The organism is Pseudonocardia sp. Ae150A_Ps1, assembly GCF_001932315.1.
Taxonomy (GTDB): domain Bacteria; phylum Actinomycetota; class Actinomycetes; order Mycobacteriales; family Pseudonocardiaceae; genus Pseudonocardia.
This window is the reverse complement of sequence record NZ_MCIJ01000001.1, coordinates 2,184,457-2,201,233: the sequence shown is the minus strand read 5'-3', so window position 1 is coordinate 2,201,233 and position 16,777 is coordinate 2,184,457. Positions and strand designations below refer to the sequence as shown.

Genomic DNA, 16,777 nt, shown 5'->3' with positions numbered 1-16,777 from the left:
TAGGTGTCCGCCCGCGCGCGACCTCGCCCGGCGGCGGGTCAGACCGCCGTGTACCCGCCGTCGACCGGCACCACGGCGCCGGTCATGAACGAGGCCCCGGACGACAGGAGGAACGCGATCACGGCGGCGATCTCGTCGGGCGCGGCGGCGCGGGGCATCGGCGTGGCGACCCGGCCGGCGATGCCGGTGCGGACGTCCGGGGACAGGTGGGCGCGGGCGGCGCTGTTGGCCGCGAGGTTCGTGGCGACCAGCCCCGGGCAGACGCAGCTGGCGCGGATCCCGCGATCGGCGTACTCGACGGCGATGCCGCGGGTGAGGGCGGCGACGCCCGCCTTGGACGCGTCGTAGGCGGCGGAGCGCCCGGCCGCGACGAGCGATCCGACGGAGCCGACCGTGACGGCGGCGCCACCACCCACCAGCAGGTGCGGGAGGGCCGCCTGCAGGCAGAGGAACGTCCCCGTCAGGTTGACCGCCAGCAGCCGCTGCCAGGTCGCGGCGGTCATCTCCTCGGTGGGCGTCCCGTCGGTGACGCCCGCACAGGTGACGACCGCGTCGAGGCCGCCGAGTGACCCCGCGGCCGAGGCGAAGGCGGCCGAGACGGCGTCGGGATCGGAGACGTCGCAGGTCAACGGCACCGCAGTGCCCTCGCAGGCGGCCGCGGTCTCCGCGTGCCCGCCGACGTCGAGCACGGCCACGGACGCGCCGGCGGCCGCGAGCCGCAGGGCGGTGGCCCGGCCGATGCCGCTGCCCGCGCCGGTGACCACGACCCTGCGGGCGGCCGGGGCGCTCATGCGTCCTGCCCGATCCGCGGCCGGCGCGCGGGGCCCAGGTCCGTCGTCGACGTCTCCCGCATGGTCGCCACGACGAGCAGCCCGGCGACCGCGGCCAGGACGAGGTACGCGGCGGGCGCCAGCGTGTTCCCGGTGGCCGCCACCAGGGACGTCGCGACGACCGAGACCGCTCCGGAGCCGATCACCCCGCCGATGTTGAAGCCGAGGGAGACGCCGGTGTAGCGGACGCGCGTCGGGAAGAGCTCCGAGTACTGGGTGTAGACCACACCCTGCTGGATCCCGAACGGGATGTTCAGGACGAGCGCCGCGACGATCGCGAGCAGCAACGAACCCTGCTGCATGACCCAGAAGCAGGGCACGCCCAGGACCAGGAAGCCGACGAGCCCCGCCGCGAGCACGCGCCGTCTGCCGAAGCGGTCGCTGAGGGCGCCCGACCAGGGGATCAGGCCGAGCGGCATCAGGACGATCAGCACGATCAGCCAGAGCGAGCCGGACAACGGGTAGCCGAGCACGGCCGAGAGGTGGACGAGTAGGTAGACCGAGGCGAGGCCCCCGGTCGTCATCGTCGCGTAGGCGATACCGACCACCCGGAGGGTGGCGGCCTTGTGCTCCCGCAGCACCTCGGACACCGGCGCCTTGGGCGGTTCTGCCTGCTCGACCATCTGCTGGAACATCGGGGAGTCCTCGACGCGCATGCGGTACAGGAGGGCACCGACGAGGAGCGGGCCGGCGATCAGGAACGGCACCCGCCAGCCCCAGCTCGACATCTGGTCGGGTGAGAGCAGGCTGGTCAGCGCGCCGACGGTGCCCGCGGCCCCGGCGAGTCCCACGGAGATGCCGATGGAGGTCGCGGACCCGAACAGCCCGCGGCGGCGGGACGGCGCGGACTCGGTGGAGAGCGACGCGGCCCCGCCGATCTCGCCGCCCGCGGAGAAGCCCTGCACGATGCGCAGCACCGTGAGCAGGATCGGGGCGAGGACGCCGATGGTGGCGTAGGTCGGGAGCAGGCCGGTCAGGACGGTCGCGACGCCCATGACGGTGACGGTGGCCATGAGCACGGCCCGGCGGCCCCGGCGATCCCCGAGCCGCCCGAAGAACAGCCCGCCGAGCGGCCGGGCGAGGAAGCCGCTGGCGACGACGGCGAGCGTGCCGAGGATCCCGATCAGGCCTTCCTGGCTCGGGAAGAACAGTGGCGCCAGGACGACGGCGAGGTAGCCGTAGACGGCGAAGTCGTAGTACTCGATCGCGGTTCCCACCGCCGCGGCCGTGCTGGCCCGGCGGCCGACCCGGACGGCGTCTTCCGATGACTGCGTCGACATCGGCGCTCCTTCGCGCTCGGACGGGCGGTTCCGCACCGGCGTCCTCGCCGGGTGCGGGCAGGGCCAATCTAGAGATGAACTGAGGTCAGTTCAAGGGGTCGAGGCGTCCTTCCCGGGCACGAGCACCGCGCGGCCGGTGACCCGCCCGTGCCGGAGCTCGTCGAGGAGGTGGCCGGCCTGGTCGAGGCCGTACTCCGTCATGCGGGTCGTCAGCCGTCCGCCGGCCGCGAGACCGACGACGTCGGCCAGCTCGGGGAGCGTGCCCCAGAACGGCAGCCGCACCCGCGCGCCCGCCGGGAGGGGGCCCGGCTTCGTCATGGCGAGCGCGCCGCCCCCGCTGCCCACGACGACGAGATCGGCGGCGGGGCGGAGCAGCGATGCGGCCAGCTCCTCGGTCCCCTGGCTGCCGACGCAGTCGAGCACGACGTCGGCGCCGCGCCCGCCCGAGAGGTCCCGGACGGCCTGCAGCGCGGAGTCCGGTGTCGTCGCGAGCGCGGCTCCGCACTCCCGGGCGAGCCCGACGGCCGCCGCCCGGCTGTCGACGCCGACCACCCGGGCCGGGGTGAGCTGCCGCAGGAGGCCGATCGCGAGGTGCCCGAGCCCCCCGACGCCGATCACGACGGCCACCGCGTCGTGCGCGTCGAGCCGGTCGAGACTGCCGGCGACGGCGTGGAAGGACGTCAGGCCGGCGTCGGTGAGGGTGGCGGCGACGCGCGGGTCGAGGCCGGGGGCGGGGACGAGCCGCCAGGCGTCCACGACCAGGGCGTCGGCCATGCCGCCGTCGACGCCGAGCCCGATCCCGGCCGCGGGCAGGGTGCTCCGGTGGTCGCAGTAGTTCGCCCGTCCGTGCATGCAGCGGGCACACGACCCGCACCCGTACGGCGCGTAGACGACGACCTGGTCGCCCACCGTGTCCGGGTCGACCCCCGGGCCGGTATCGGCCACGCGCCCGCAGACCTCGTGGCCGAGCGTGAACGCGCCGGGCCACCGGTCGCCGACCGCGGTGTCGACCACGTGCAGGTCCGAGTGGCAGACGCCCGCCGCCAGCACCTCCAGGCGGACCTGGCCCGGTCCCGGCTCGGGGACCTCGATCCCGACGGTCTCGACCTGTCCCGTCGCGATCCGGCGGACGGCGCGCATGGTCCCGCTCCTCGACGTCATGATCAGCGAGCCGACCAGCCGCCGTCGACGAAGACCTCGGACCCGGTCGTGTAGCCGGAGTCGTCACAGGCCAGGAAGGCGACCTCGGCCGGCCGGCCGAGCCTGCCCATCGGGGTGTTCGCGAGCATCGCCGCGTGCCGTTCGGTGCCGCCGAAACGCTCGACGAGCTGCGGGGTGCCGATGAAGGCGGGGACGACGGCGTTCACCCGGACACCTCGGGTGGCCCAGTGCAGGGCGGCGTTGAGCGTCATCGACCGCACCGCCCCCTTGGCTGCGGCGTAGGAGAAGCTGTTCGCGAGTCCGCCGGTCGCGCCGAGGATCGACGCGATGTTCACGATCGCCCCGCCGCCGCTGCGTTCGATCAGCGGACCGGCCTGTCTCATGCCGAGCCAGGTGCCGAGCTGGTCGACCGCGACGACGTCGTCCCAGCGCTCCCGCGACTCGTCCTCCACGGTCCCCGTGCTGCCGATCCCGGCGTTGTTGACCAGGACGTCCAGTCCGCCCCACCGGCTCTCCACCGCATCGACCGCCGCGCGCCAGCCGTTCTCGTCGGTGACGTCGAGCGTGAGTGCGAGCGCGTCTCCGCCGAGGTCGTCCGCCAGCCGGGTGCACGCCTCCCCGTCGACGTCGGTGAGCGCGACCGAGGCGCTCTCGGCGACGAGCCGCTCCGCGATCGCGGAGCCGAGCCCGCCGGTCGCACCGGTGACGAGCACCGTCCGCTCCACGAACCGCTCCGACATTCCTGCCTCCGTTGGTCGACCGGGGTCCGGCTCGCTTGACAGCGATCCTGAACTAATATTGGTTCAAGTTTATGGAACTCGACGAGGCGCTGTCCACGACCCGGGCGGTACGCAGGAGGCTCGATCCCGGCCGGGAGGTGCCGGCCCGGCTCGTCCGGGAGTGCATCGACCTGGCCCTCCAGGCTCCGGCCGGATCGAACGTCGCGCGCACCCGGTTCGTCGTGGTGCGCGATCCGGAGCGGCGGGCGGCCGTGGTGTCGATCTACTCCGAGATCTACCACGGGAGCTATCGGGACTCGGCCGGCTACATCGGCCGGGTGGAGCGCACGGACCCGGACGAGGCGCGGAGCCAGGAGCGCACCAGTCGGTCGGCCGACGCGCTCGAGCAGGCACTGCACGAGGTCGGCACGATCGTGATCGCCTGCCTCGACGGGGTCCGGCTCGACGGCGCCTCGTCGTTCGCGAGCGCCTCGATGCTCGGTGGTGCGTTGCCCGCGGTCTGGAGCTTCATGCTAGCCGCGCGCGGGCGGGGGCTCGGCACCTGCTGGACGACCATGCACCTCGCCCGGGAGCAGGCCGTGGCCGACGTGCTCGGCATCCCCTTCGAGCGGGTCCAGCAGGTGTGCCTGACTCCGCTGGCCTACACGCGCGGGCAGGACTTCCGGCGCGCCGGACGCCCCGGGGTCGACGACGTGACGCACTGGGACCGCTGGGACGACACGCTCCCGGCTGCCCCGCCGGTGGACGGTCTGGTCGGTCGCTCCGGAGTGTCTTGACAGCGGGACCCCGGCCTCTCATATTGAGGTGAATTTAGTTCAACTTGGAGGACCGCATGGCAGTCGAGGACGACATCCAGTTCGAGCGTGACGGTCACGTCGCCCGGATCTGGCTCAACCGGCCCCACAAGCGCAACTGCATCACCGTGGCGATGCTCCACCGGCTCGACGAGATCATCACCGAGGTCGAGGCCGACCCGGAGCTGCGCGTCGTGGTCGTGCGGGGCCGGGGGAACACCTTCTCCTCCGGGTTCGACCTCGACAGCCTGCAGTCGGACTTCATCGGGACGAGCACCGCGATGGACGTCGCGGTGGTGTCCGCGAAGGTGTGCGACCGGCTCTACTCCATGAGCAAGCCGTCGGTCGCGGTGCTCGAGGGCTACATGACGGCTGGTGGGTTCGAGGTCATGATCTCGTGCGACTTCGCGATCGCCGACGAGTCCGCCCTGATCGGGGACTTCCACATCCGCCGCGCGCTCTTCGGCGGCGCCGGCCCGATCTACCGGCTCCCGCGGATGCTCGGCATCCGCAAGACCAAGGAGCTGATGCTCACGGGCAAGCTGCTGAACGGCAAGGAGGCCGACGAGTACGACCTGGTCAACGCGAGTGCGCCGGCGGAGACGCTCGACGCGACGGTCGAGGAGTTCATCAGCCACCTCACCGACAAGAGCCCGTTCCAGATGAAGCTGACGAAGATGGCCGTCGACCGTGGCCTCGACGCGGACATCGCGTCCCTGATGGTCATGGAGCACCTCGCCGTCGGCGTGACCCTGAACTCGGACGACGCCGCCGAGGGGGTCGCCGCGTTCCTGGAGAAGCGCGACCCGAAGTGGACCGGGCGCTGACCCTGCTCGTCGTCGCGCCGGGGGAGCGTGCCGATGCGCGCGACCCCGGCGCGACCACCCGCCCGGAACGGTCCGGGAGCTGAAGGAGAGTCATGACCAGGTCGATTCCGGCCACCGACGCGGACGCGGAGCTCACCGCGCGCGTCCGCTCGGCACTCGACGCCCCCGGTGCCGGCCCGATGTCCGTCCTGGAGGGCGGCCGGTCGGGGCTCACCTACGTCCTGCGGCACGGCGACGCCGGGGTCGTCGTCAAGGCGGTGCCGCCCGGCCGGCGGGCGATCGGCCGTCACGACGTGCTCCACCAGGCCACCGCGCTGGCCGCGCTGGCCGTCCGTGGCCTGCCACTGCCGCGCGTGCTCGCCCGCGACGAGGCCGAACCGGCCTGGTTCGCGATGGAGTTCGCCGCCGGTGAGGCCGTCGAGCCGGTGCTCACCGTCGACACCGAGATCGATCCGGTCCTCGCCAGGACCCGGATGCTCGCCGCCGCACGGATCCTCGGGGCGCTGCACGCCGTACCCACGGCGGAGCTGGACGCCGCGGTCACCGCCCTCGGTGCGGCGCCGCCCGTCCCGGCTGGTCCGGGCGAGGAGCTGGCCCGCTGGACCCGAACGATGCGCGCGGTCCCCGACGAGCTCCGCCCGGGATCGGAGGAGCTGCTCGCGGCCCTGGCCGCGAGCGTCCCCGCGGCCGTCGCACCCACCGTCGTGCACGGGGACTTCCGCCTCGGGAACCTGCTGTTCGACGGCACCACACCGACGGCACTCGTCGACTGGGAGATCTGGGGCGTCGGCGACCCGCGGGGCGACCTCGCCTGGTTCGGGGTGTTCACCGACGGACGGCTGTTCCCCGGTTCCGGCCGGGAGGTCGCCGGCCTGCCGACCGAGGAGGAGCTCGGCCGGGAGTACCGGGCCGCGCGGGGTGACGACGGCGGCACCGAGCAGGACCTCGCCTGGTTCCGGGCGGTCGGGCGGATGAAGATGGCCGCGATCATGGGGCACAACCTGGTGCGCCACCGGACCGGCGCCCACCACGACCCGGTGCAGGAACAGCTGCCCCCCGCGATCGCCGCGATGATCCGCGACGCGCGCCTGCTCCTGGACGGCGGGGACGCCGGATGACCGTCCCGACCCCCGCCGCCGTCTTCGACCTGACCGGCCGGACCGCGCTCGTCACCGGCGCGTCGTCCGGTCTCGGGGCGCGCTTCGCGCAGGTGCTCGCGGCCGCGGGCGCCACCGTCTGGGCCGCCGCCCGTCGCGAGGAACGGCTCGTGGAGCTGGCCTCCCGGAACCCCCTCGTCCGCCCGGCCGCGGCCGACGTCTCCTCGGAGGCGGACCGCGCCGCGTTGATGGAGCGGATCGTCGACGAGACCGGACCGCTCGACGTGCTGGTGAACAACGCCGGCGTCGGCAGCGGGGCCCGGCCCCTCGACGAGACCCCCGACGCCTTCGCCGGGGTGCTCGGGACGAACCTGGTGGGTCCGTTCCACCTCTCCCAGCTGGCGGCCCGGGCCGCGGACGGCCGCGAGCTGTCGATCGTCAACGTCAGCTCCATCGTGGGCGTCGTCGCGACCGCGCCGCGCGGCGGCGCCGGGTACGCCGCGGGCAAGGCCGGCCTCGTGGGGCTGACCCGCCAGCTCGCCGGGCACTGGGGCACCCGCGGCGTGCGGGTCAACGCCCTGGCACCGGGCTGGTTCCGCACCGAGATGAACGACGCGATGTTCGACGACGCCGCATCACTCCGGTGGATCGAGCGCAACACGATGGTCTGGCGCCCCGGGCGTCCCCCGGAGCTCGACGGCGCGCTGCTGTTCCTGGCCTCGGGTGCGTCGGCGTACTGCACCGGGCAGGTCCTCGCGATCGACGGGGGGTGGACGGCCCGATGAACGACACCGGAGAGACGGGGCCCGCGGGGTTCGCCGACACCGCACGGACGTGGCTGGCCGGTCGTCTGGAACCGCGTGGTGACGCTCCGCGCGAGTCGGTGGCGGTGTTCCACGACCTGCCGTACGAGCAGGAGCGGGAGCTGCTCGACCGCATCAGGGGATGGCTGCGGACGAAGTTCGACGCCGGGTACGGCGCGATCTCCTGGCCGGTGGAGCACGGCGGTGCGGGGCTGTCGGCGTTGCACGAGGAGGCCTTCGCCGAGGTCGAGCGCGAGTTCGCGCACCCCGGCCGGCACGAGCTGACGTCGGTGTCGACGGCCCTGATCGCGCCCACGGTGCAGCTGTTCGGCACCGCGGAGCAGCGTGACCGGCTGGTGCGCCCGTTGCTGCGGGGCGACGTGCTGGCGTGCCAGCTGTTCTCCGAGCCCTCGGCGGGGTCGGACCTGGCGGGTCTGGCCACCCGGGCGGTGCGCGACGGCGACGGATGGGTCGTCAACGGCCAGAAGGTGTGGAGTTCCGGGGCGCAGTTCGCGGGGTGGGGCGAGCTGATCTGCCGCACCGACCCGGACGTGGCCAAGCACAAGGGACTGACCGCGTTCCTGCTGCCGATGGACACCCCGGGGGTCGAGGTGCGGCCGCTGCGGCAGATGTCGGGCGGGTCGTCGTTCTGCGAGGTGTTCCTGGACGACGTCCGGATCCCGGACTCGCTGCGGCTCGGCGAGGTCGGCGGTGGCTGGGCCGTCACGCTGGCCACGCTCGGTTTCGAGCGTGGGTCGTCGGGCGCCGACGTGGACCTCGGCGGCGGCTTCGCCCAGCTCGTCGAGGACGCCGGCCGCCTGGACCGCCTCGCGGCCCCGGAGGTCCGGCGGGCGCTGGCGGAGGTGTGGGCGGCCGAGAAGGTCGCGGCGCTGTCGGCGCAGCGCGACCGGGAGACGCGGCAGGCCGGCGGGGAGCCGGGCCCGATGGGGTCGCTGCGGAAGCTGGCGTGGGCGCAGCGGCTGACGCTGGTGTCGCAGGCGGCGGCCGTCCTCCTCGGGCCACGGCTCGTCGCGGACGCCGGGGACGGGACCTACCGCTGGACCGAGCACTACCTGGGCGCTCCGGGCTACCGGATCGCGGGCGGGTCGGACGAGGTCCAGCGCACGATCATCGCGGAGCGCCTGCTGGGGCTGCCGCCGGAGCCGCGCGCCGATCGTGGCGTGGCGTGGAAGGACATCCCGAGATGACGACGAGTGTGGAGCGGGCCGTGGCCGCCGTCCGCGGCGGAGCCGGTGCCGGCGACCCCCTGGCGGGCCGGCGGGCTCTGGTGACCGGTGGGTCGCGGGGGCTGGGCCGGGAGATCGCGATCGCGTTCGCGGCCGCCGGGGCGGACGTGGCGGTCGCCTCGCGCAGGAAGGACACGTGCGAGGAACTGGCGGGTGAGCTGGCGTCGGCGACCGGACGGCGGGTGAGCGCCCACGCGGCGCACGTGGGGGAGTGGGATCGCCTGGACCCGCTGCTCGACGAGGTCGAGCAGGAGCTGGGTCCGGTGGACGTGCTCGTCAACAACGCCGGGATCGCGCTGGTCTACCCTTCGCTCGACGCCGTCTCCGAGGCCCTGTTCGACAAGGTGTTCGCGGTCAACGTGAAGGGGCCGTTCCGGCTGATGGCCGCGGCGGGGAGACGCATGGCGCCCCGCGGCGGTGGGGTGGTCCTCAACATCTCGTCGATGGGGTCGCAGCGGCCCACGGCGGGCGACCTGCCCTACACGGCGGCGAAGTCGGCGTTGAACACGCTCACGGCCGGGTTCGCGCAGGAGTACGGGCCGGGCGTGCGGGTCAACACGATCCTGGCCGGCCCGTTCGCCACCGACATCAGCAAGGCCTGGGATCCCGATGTCGTCGAGCGGATGGCGCGGGACTGGCCGTCGAGGCGGGTGGGTGAGCCGCACGAGATCGTCGGGGCGGCGCTGTACCTGTGCGGGCCGCACGCGACCTACACGACCGGTGCCCTGCTGGCCGTCGACGGCGGACGGCTGGCCGCACCGTGATCGGGGGCAGGGAGACGGTCGACGACGCGCTGTTCGTCGAGACCGCGGACGGGCCGGCGTTGCTGGGCAGCCGGTGCGCCGACTGTGCCGCGTACACGTTCCCCGTCCAGGGCGGGTGTCCGTGTTGCACGGGCTCGTCGATGACGCCGGTGCCGCTGACGCGGACCGGGACCCTGTGGTCGTGGACGGTGCAGGGGTTCCGCCCGAAGCCGCCCTACACCGGCACCGAGGCCTACGAGCCGTTCGGGGTGGGCTACGTGGAGTTGCCCGGCCAGCTGATCGTCGAGGCCCGGCTCACCGGGACCGACCCGGCGGAGCTGGCGATCGGGATGGCGGTCGAGCTGGTGCTCACCCCCTTCCGGGACGACGAGTCCGGTCGGCCCGTGCACACCTTCGCGTTCGCGGGGGTGCGCGATGAGTGAGGTGGCGATCGTCGGGATCGGGATGCACCGGTTCGGCCGCACCGAGGGGGTGTCCGGGCGTGCGCAGGCCGTGCACGCCGCCCGCGCGGCGCTGCGCGACTGCGGGCTGTCGTTCGCGGACATGCAGTTCGGGTTCGGCGGGTCGCACTCGGCCGGGGACGCCGACACGCTGGTCTCGGAGCTGGGGCTGACCGGGCTGCCGTTCATCAACGTGGCCAACGGGTGCGCCACCGGCGGGTCGGCGCTGATCGCGGCGGACGCGGCGATCCGGTCCGGGCAGCACGACGTCGGGATCGTGATCGGCTTCGACAAGCACCCGCGGGGCGCGTTCAACACCGACCCGGCCGAGCACGGGATCGGTGCCTGGTACGGCGAGACCGGGATGATGGTCACGACGCAGTTCTTCGGGATGAAGATCCAGCGCTACCTGCACGAGCACGATCTCGACCCGGCGGTGCTGGCCACGGTCGCGGAGAAGGCCTTCCGCAACGGGGCCCGCAATCCGATGGCGTGGCGGCGCACGGAGATCGGCGCCGCCGAGATCGCGGCCGCCCCGATGATCTCGCACCCGTTGACGCAGTACATGTACTGCTCACCGGCGGAGGGCGCGGTCGCGCTGGTGCTGTGCCGTGCCGACCGGGCGCGGGAGTACGCCGGGAACCCGGTGTTCCTGCAGGGTGCGGCGTTCCGGAGCAGGCGGTACGGGTCGTTCGAGGTGTTCTCCCCGTGGATCGCGGCAGAGCGGGCCGACTCGCCCACCGTGGAGGCCTCGGCGGCGGCGTTCACCGCGGCCGGGATCGACCCGTCCGAGGTCGACGTCGCCCAGATCCAGGACACCGAGTCCGGGGCGGAGCTGATGCACATGGCCGAGACCGGGCTGTGCGCCCACGGCGAGCAGGCCGGGCTGATCACCTCCGGCGCGACGGCGATCGAGGGCCGGTTGCCGGTCAACACCGACGGCGGCTGCATCGCCAACGGCGAGCCGATCGGCGCGTCCGGGCTGCGGCAGGTCTACGAGAACGTGCTCCAGCTGCGCGGCGACGCCGGCGGGCACCAGGTTCCGGGGGATCCGCGGGTCGGGTTCACCCACGTCTACGGGGCGCCGGGCATCTCCGCCTGCACCGTCCTGACCCGGTAGGGGGCACCGCACATGAGCTGGGGATTCGAGACCGATCCCGACGTCCAGGCCGAGCTGGACTGGGTCGAGGAGTTCGTCCGGACCGAGGTCGAGCCCGTCGACCAGGTGATCGAGCACGCCTGGAACCCGCGCGACCCGGTGCGCAACGCCCTGATCAAGCCCCTCCAGCAGCAGGTCCGCGAGCGCAACCTGTGGGCGGCCCACCTGGGCCCCGAGCTGGGCGGCAAGGGCTACGGGCAGCTTCGGCTGGCGCTGCTGAACGAGAAGCTGGGCCGCACGCACTCGGGCCCGGTGGTGTTCGGCTGCCAGGCCCCGGACTCGGGCAACGCCGAGATCCTGGCCCACTACGGCAGCGACCACCTCAAGCGCACCTACCTCGACCCGCTCGTCGAGGGCGAGATCGTGTCGTGCTTCTCGATGACCGAGCCGCACGGCGGGTCGGACCCGACCGGCTTCCGCACCACCGCGGTGCTCGACGGCGACGAGTGGGTCATCAACGGGGAGAAGTGGTTCTCCTCCCACGCACTGTGGGCGGAGTTCCTGATCGTCATGGCGGTGACCGAGCCGGACGCCCCCGCGCACACGAGCATGTCGATGTTCGTCGTGCCGGCCGGCACCCCGGGGATCGAACGCGTCCGCGACGTCAGCGTGTGGGGGCACGACGAGCCGGTCGGCTCACACAACTATCTGCGCTACACCGATGTGCGCGTCCCTGCCGAGAACATCCTCGGTGGACGCGGCCAGGCGTTCGCCGTGGCGCAGACCCGCCTCGGTGGGGGGCGGATCCACCACGCGATGCGCACCGTCGGGCTGGTGACCAGGCCCGCCACAAAGGCGAATGGGCCGCAGCGCATTCGAGATGATGAAGCGCCGCGCGGTGTCCCGGACCTCCAAGGGCGAGCGGCTGGCCGACAAGCAGCTGGTCCAGGAGAAGATCGCCGACTCCTGGATCCAGATCGAGCAGTTCCGGCTGCTGGTGCTGCGCACCGCCTGGCGGATCGACCGCTACGACGACTACCGGAAGGTGCGCGCCGACATCTCCGCGGTCAAGGCGGCCATGCCGAAGGTCCTCGCCGACGTCGCCGGGAGGGCGATCCAGATCCACGGCTCGCTGGGCATCTCGAAGGACCTGCCGTTCGGCAAGTGGGTCATGGAGTCGTTCCACATGGGACTCGCCGACGGCGCCACCGAGGTGCACAAGGTCAACCTCGCGCAGGCGCTGCTGCGCGGCACCGCCCCCGACGAGGGCCTGTTCCCGCCCTACACCCTGCCCACCCGGGAGGCCGCCGCCCGCGAGCGGTTCGCCGAGGTCCTCGCCGCCGCCTCCGACGACGGACGGCCGGCATGACCCCGCGCCTGACCCCGGACGGGGACGCCGAGAACCTGCGCTCGGTCGTCCGGGGGTTCCTCGAACGCCACACCGAGCCCGATCCCGACCCGGACGCCGGCTGGGACGACACCACCTGGCGCCGCTTCGCCACCGAACTCGGCGCCGTCGCCCTCGACGTGCCCGACGAACTGGGCGGCGCCGGGGCGACCTTCCGCGAGGTGGGCGTCGTCGCCGGGGAGCTGGGCCGGCGTCCCGCCCGGCTGCCGTGGTTCTCGACCGCCGTACTCGGCGTCGGGGTGCTGCTGCACACCACCGGCACCGACGACGTCCGCCACGACCTGCTCCAGCGGCTCGTCGACGGCCGGACGACCGCGACCCTGGCCCACACCGACCGCGCCGGGCGCGGGAGCACGTACGCGACCGGCGACGACGCCACGGGATGGCGGCTCGGCGGCGCCAAGACGCTGGTCGTCGAGGGGGCCACCGCAGACGTCCTGTTCGTGACCGCCGGGACGGCGACCGGTCCCCGCCTGTTCGCCGTGGACGGCGACGCCGCCGGGCTCGTGCGCACCCCGCTGCGGGCCATGGACCCCACCCGCCAGCTCGCCGACGTCGTCCTCGACGGCACCCCGGGCACACCGCTCGGGGGCCCCGGCGACGCGCCAGGGGTCGTCGGACGGGTACTCGCCCGTGCCCGGGCGGCGCTCGCGTGCGAGCAGACCGGCGGAGCGGGTGCCGCGATGGACCAGGCCGTCGATCACGCCGCGCGGCGCCTGCAGTTCGGCCGCCCGATCGCCACCTTCCAGGCGGTCAAGCACCGCTGCGCCGACATGGCCGTCCGGGTCGAGGCAGCCCGGTCCGCCTCGCTCTGGGCGGCGGCGGCGGTCGCCGAGGACACCGACGTGGACACCGCCACCACGCTGGCCGCGCTGGTCTGCGCCGACGCGCACCGCTGGGTCGCCGCGGAGAACGTCCAGGTCCACGGCGGGATCGGCTTCACCTGGGAGCACACCGCCCACCTGCAGGTGCGACACGCCGCGACGAGCGCGGTGCTGCTCGGCGAACCGGACCACGACACGCTGCTCGCGACGATCGGAGTGTGACGCCGATGCCCCCCCACGGACGACGTGGACCTGCTGGTGATCGGTGGCGGGATGGCCGGGCTGACCGCGGCCGTGCGCGCGGTGGGGCACGGCCTCGACGTCGTGCTCGTCGAACGGGCGCCGTCGCTGGGCGGGTCGGCCCTCTACGCCGGATACCTGTGGACCGCCGCCACGGCCGGGGCGATGCGCGCGGCGAACCCGTCCGGCGACCCGGACCTGTGCGCCGCCGTCGTCGACGGGTTCCCGGCCGCACTCGGCCTGCTGGACGACCTCGGAGTCCCCTACGGGCCGCCCGTCACGATGCTCCGGCACGGGACCGGGCACCAGTTCGACACCGCCCTGTTCGTCGACACCTGCCGGCGGCGGATAACCGACGCCGGGAGCATCGGCACCGGCGTCGTGACCCGGCGGCTGCGCACCGACCCGGCGGGGGCGGTCGTCGGGGCCGACCTGCAGCTCGCCGACGGCACCGAGCGGACGGTGCACGCCCGCGCGACCGTGCTCGCGACCGGCGGCTTCCAGGGCGATCCCGGTCTGCGGGCCGAGCACGTCCACCCGCTCGCCGCGGACATCGCGCTCCGCTCCAACCCGCACAGCCGGGGAGACGGCCTGCGCCTCGCCCGCGCCGCCGGTGGCACGCTGACGAACTCCCGCGGCGGCTTCTACGGTCATCTGATGCCGGCGGGTGTCGAGCTGCGCCCCGAGCACTACGTCGATCTCGCGCTCTACTACAGCGAGCACGCGGCCCTGTTCAACCTGGCCGGAGAGCGCTTCGTCGACGAGACCGTCGGCGACCACCTGACGACCATGGCCCTGGCCGGGCAACCCGGGGCGCGGGGGCTGCTCGTCACCGACGCCCGGGGGCACCGCGAGTGGGTCACCCAGGCCTACGTCGCGGGGGCCCCGGCGACCGACAAGTTCGCACTGGCGGACCGGCAGGGCGCACGGTGCGTCGTGGCCGACGCCCCGTCCGACTTCGCCGGGATGCCGCCGGAGTGGGGCTACGACGGCCCACGCATCGCCGCCGAGCTCGAACGGATCGCGACCGGGCGCGACCCTGCACCCGCGCGGCGGTTCGACCCGCGCCCGCTCGACGAGCCGCCCTACTACGTCGTCGAGGTCGCGCCGGCGATCACCTTCCCCTTCGCCGGGATCGGGATCGACCACCGGGCCAGGGTCACCGGTGCCGACGGCCGTGCCGTCCCGGGGCTCTACGCCGCGGGCTCCGACATCGGCGGGCTCTACGTCGGCGCCTACGCCGGCGGGCTCGCGCCCGCCGTGGTGTTCGGGATGGCCGCGGCGGACGACGTCGCCCGGCAGGTGAGATGAATCCGGTTCGGCTCGCGCGGTTAGGGTGGGTCCGGACAGCCGCAGGGGAGGGTCGCCAGGATGAGCATCGAAGCGCTGACCGAGGCCGACGACGGCCCGCGGTCGAAGCGGCCCGCGATCCTCGCCGCGGCGGTCGAGTGCTTCGGCGAGGTCGGCTACGAGGCCACGAAGTGGTCCGAGGTCGCCGAGCGCGTCGGCATCGGGCAGACGGCGCTCTACCACTACTTCGAGTCCAAGGCGCACTGCCTGCTGACGATCATGCGGCTCGGGCTGCGCAACTCGGACGCGGCGTTCCGGGAGGCGACCGCGCAGACCCCGACGGGGACCGCCGGGCTGCGCGCCGCCGTCGCCGCCGCCTACGCGATCTCGCCGCAGGAGGTGCAGCAGAACCGGATCCTGCAGGCCAACATCGCCCTGCTGGCCAACCAGCGTGCATCCCGCCGCGAGGAGACGGAGCGCGAGGCCTGCCGCGAGCTCGTCGCCCGGATCGAGCGGAACTGGGCGGACCTGCTCGAGCGCGGGATCGCGGCCGGGGACTTCCCGCAGCACGATCCGACGATCATGGCGCGCAGCCTGCTCGGGCTGATCGTCGGTGTGTGGCGCTGGTACCGGCCGGACGGGACCCTTGAGCTGGGAACCATCTCGGAGTTCATCGGCGGGTGCTGCGTGCGCATGGTGGCCGGTTCCGAACCGGTCGACTGAGCCCGTCCGACCTCTTGCCCGTCCGACGGCCCGCCGCTAGCGTGAAGTTAGCCGAACTGAACTCATCTCAGTTTGTCGGGTCTCGTCGAGGAGGACGGTGCCGTGATCATCCTGGAGTACTACGCGCGACTCGACGGCGCCGAGCCGCTGACCGCGCTCGAGCTCGTCGAACCGGATGTCGAGTTCCTCATCGCGCTCCCCGGGAGCGAGATCCGGGGCGGCCGGAGGGCCGACCTCGAGGACTACATCACCGGCCGCCCGCCGGTCGGCCGCAGGCACCGGCCGCTGCGCAGCAGCTCCGACGGCGACCTGGAGATGGTCTACGGCGTCGTCGTCGAGGGCGACGGTCGCGGGACCGGCTCGTTCTCCGCCGTCGCGCTGCTCTCCCCGGACAAGCGCGTCGCCCGGTACCAGGCCTTCTTCCATCCCACCTTCGGCATGTTCCCGCTGCCCGGACACGACACAGGAGAGAGCGCATGACCGCCCCGGCCTCCACCTCGCCCGTCCTGAACCGCTGGTTCGCCACGTTCGACGGGGACTCGCCCGACGGCATCCTCGACATGATCGCGCCGGGTTTCCGGTTCTCGATCGTCTTCGGGACCGGAGCCGGCGCCGCGACCGACTTCGCGGGTGGTCGCGAGGCGATGCAGCAGTACCTCGCACAGCGGGAGAAGGGCGTGCTGACCCACCACGTGCTGGCCGGCTCGACCGTGGGGGCCGACGAGCTGGCGCTCGGGCAGGCCCGCCGTGCCGGTGCCTTCGAGTCCACCTTCGTCGCGGCGGCCCGCCTGGACGACACCGGGAGGGTCGCCTCGCTGATGATCGGCCGCTCGCCCGAGCTGGACGTCGAGAGCGCCTGAACCCCGACCACGAAGGAGACTGCGATGTTCAACCTCGCCCTGCTCGCCGCCCGGCCCCCGGAGTGGACGCACGAGCAGTTCATCACCTGGTGGCGCGGCGAGCACGCCGAGGTCACCTACCCGCTGCCGGGCCTGCGCGCCTGGCGGCACACCGCGGTGTCGAGCGCTCTCGAACCCCGCTCGGAAGGCTGGGACGGGCTGTCGGTCCTGAGCTTCGACGACGAGGCGGCCGCGCGCGCCGCACTGGCGAGCGACCAGTGGGCCGCAGCAGTCGCCCAGGTGGGATCGATGCGTGGCAGGCGGATCGCGTTGCTCGGTGACGAGCGCGAGATGTTCCGGGCCTGAGGAGC

At 73.6% G+C, this 16,777-nt stretch carries 19 protein-coding genes and 1 pseudogene; 16 read left to right on the top strand and 4 right to left on the bottom strand.

Annotated features, from left to right (window positions below):
• Positions 1 to 38: 38 nt before the first annotated feature.
• The 4 genes from Ae150APs1_RS10075 to Ae150APs1_RS10060 all read right to left on the bottom strand — a co-directional run bounded on the left by Ae150APs1_RS10075 (position 39) and on the right by Ae150APs1_RS10060 (position 4,011).
• Positions 39 to 791: an SDR family oxidoreductase gene (locus tag Ae150APs1_RS10075; RefSeq protein WP_075297162.1), complete on the bottom strand. Its 753-nt coding sequence runs from the start codon at positions 789 to 791 to the stop codon at positions 39 to 41.
• Entirely contained in the window at positions 788 to 2,110 is a 1,323-nt protein-coding gene (locus Ae150APs1_RS10070; RefSeq protein WP_075297160.1) for an MFS transporter, read from the bottom strand. The genes Ae150APs1_RS10075 and Ae150APs1_RS10070 overlap by 4 nt, the downstream gene beginning before the upstream one ends.
• Positions 2,111 to 2,200: 90 nt before the next feature.
• Positions 2,201 to 3,250: an alcohol dehydrogenase catalytic domain-containing protein gene (locus Ae150APs1_RS10065; protein ID WP_075297158.1), complete on the bottom strand. Its 1,050-nt coding sequence runs from the start codon at positions 3,248 to 3,250 to the stop codon at positions 2,201 to 2,203.
• A 23-nt stretch (positions 3,251 to 3,273) separates the two neighbouring features.
• A complete protein-coding gene (locus tag Ae150APs1_RS10060; protein WP_075297156.1) occupies positions 3,274 to 4,011 on the bottom strand; it encodes an SDR family oxidoreductase in 738 nt (245 codons plus the stop codon).
• A 71-nt stretch (positions 4,012 to 4,082) separates the two neighbouring features.
• On the opposite strand from Ae150APs1_RS10060, the gene Ae150APs1_RS10055 reads away from it, so the two are divergent.
• From Ae150APs1_RS10055 to Ae150APs1_RS09985, 16 genes and pseudogenes are all read left to right on the top strand, one after another.
• Entirely contained in the window at positions 4,083 to 4,787 is a 705-nt protein-coding gene (locus tag Ae150APs1_RS10055) for a nitroreductase family protein (protein ID WP_075297154.1), read from the top strand.
• Positions 4,788 to 4,843: 56 nt separating this feature from the next.
• The gene (locus Ae150APs1_RS10050) at positions 4,844 to 5,632 is read left to right on the top strand and encodes an enoyl-CoA hydratase/isomerase family protein (protein WP_075297152.1); all 789 of its coding nucleotides are present in this window, start codon (positions 4,844 to 4,846) and stop codon (positions 5,630 to 5,632) included.
• A 92-nt stretch (positions 5,633 to 5,724) separates the two neighbouring features.
• Complete coding sequence (locus Ae150APs1_RS10045; RefSeq protein WP_075297150.1) at positions 5,725 to 6,750, top strand: phosphotransferase family protein; 1,026 nt, start codon at positions 5,725 to 5,727, stop codon at positions 6,748 to 6,750.
• The gene (locus Ae150APs1_RS10040; RefSeq protein ID WP_075297149.1) at positions 6,747 to 7,514 is read left to right on the top strand and encodes an SDR family oxidoreductase; all 768 of its coding nucleotides are present in this window, start codon (positions 6,747 to 6,749) and stop codon (positions 7,512 to 7,514) included. Before Ae150APs1_RS10045 ends, Ae150APs1_RS10040 begins: the two co-directional genes overlap by 4 nt.
• Positions 7,511 to 8,740, top strand: a complete 1,230-nt coding sequence (locus Ae150APs1_RS10035; RefSeq protein ID WP_075301929.1) for an acyl-CoA dehydrogenase family protein — start codon at positions 7,511 to 7,513, stop codon at positions 8,738 to 8,740. Before Ae150APs1_RS10040 ends, Ae150APs1_RS10035 begins: the two co-directional genes overlap by 4 nt.
• Positions 8,737 to 9,543, top strand: a complete 807-nt coding sequence (locus Ae150APs1_RS10030; RefSeq protein WP_075297148.1) for an SDR family oxidoreductase — start codon at positions 8,737 to 8,739, stop codon at positions 9,541 to 9,543. The genes Ae150APs1_RS10035 and Ae150APs1_RS10030 overlap by 4 nt, the downstream gene beginning before the upstream one ends.
• A complete protein-coding gene (locus Ae150APs1_RS10025; protein ID WP_083680042.1) occupies positions 9,540 to 9,965 on the top strand; it encodes an OB-fold domain-containing protein in 426 nt (141 codons plus the stop codon). Before Ae150APs1_RS10030 ends, Ae150APs1_RS10025 begins: the two co-directional genes overlap by 4 nt.
• Positions 9,958 to 11,103, top strand: coding sequence for a thiolase family protein (locus Ae150APs1_RS10020; RefSeq protein ID WP_075297147.1), 1,146 nt, complete (start codon positions 9,958 to 9,960; stop codon positions 11,101 to 11,103). Before Ae150APs1_RS10025 ends, Ae150APs1_RS10020 begins: the two co-directional genes overlap by 8 nt.
• 12 nt (positions 11,104 to 11,115) lie before the next feature.
• Positions 11,116 to 11,706, top strand: a pseudogene (locus Ae150APs1_RS34595) (acyl-CoA dehydrogenase family protein); the annotation flags it as partial.
• Between the two features lie 235 nt (positions 11,707 to 11,941).
• Positions 11,942 to 12,451 carry an acyl-CoA dehydrogenase family protein gene (locus Ae150APs1_RS34590; protein WP_349289905.1) on the top strand — a complete coding sequence of 170 codons (510 nt, stop codon included), beginning with the start codon at positions 11,942 to 11,944 and terminating at the stop codon, positions 12,449 to 12,451.
• Positions 12,448 to 13,536, top strand: a complete 1,089-nt coding sequence (locus Ae150APs1_RS10010) for an acyl-CoA dehydrogenase family protein (protein WP_075297146.1) — start codon at positions 12,448 to 12,450, stop codon at positions 13,534 to 13,536. The genes Ae150APs1_RS34590 and Ae150APs1_RS10010 overlap by 4 nt, the downstream gene beginning before the upstream one ends.
• A gap of 24 nt (positions 13,537 to 13,560) precedes the next feature.
• Positions 13,561 to 14,865, top strand: a complete 1,305-nt coding sequence (locus tag Ae150APs1_RS10005) for an FAD-binding protein (RefSeq protein ID WP_075297145.1) — start codon at positions 13,561 to 13,563, stop codon at positions 14,863 to 14,865.
• 60 nt (positions 14,866 to 14,925) lie between these two features.
• Complete coding sequence (locus tag Ae150APs1_RS10000; protein WP_075297144.1) at positions 14,926 to 15,567, top strand: TetR family transcriptional regulator; 642 nt, start codon at positions 14,926 to 14,928, stop codon at positions 15,565 to 15,567.
• Between the two features lie 102 nt (positions 15,568 to 15,669).
• Positions 15,670 to 16,047, top strand: coding sequence for a hypothetical protein (locus tag Ae150APs1_RS09995; protein WP_075297143.1), 378 nt, complete (start codon positions 15,670 to 15,672; stop codon positions 16,045 to 16,047).
• On the top strand, positions 16,044 to 16,427 hold the full coding sequence (locus Ae150APs1_RS09990; protein WP_075297142.1) for a hypothetical protein: 384 nt from the start codon (positions 16,044 to 16,046) through the stop codon (positions 16,425 to 16,427). Before Ae150APs1_RS09995 ends, Ae150APs1_RS09990 begins: the two co-directional genes overlap by 4 nt.
• 24 nt (positions 16,428 to 16,451) lie before the next feature.
• Entirely contained in the window at positions 16,452 to 16,772 is a 321-nt protein-coding gene (locus tag Ae150APs1_RS09985) for an EthD family reductase (protein ID WP_010242058.1), read from the top strand.
• The last annotated feature ends 5 nt before the right edge of the window (positions 16,773 to 16,777 follow it).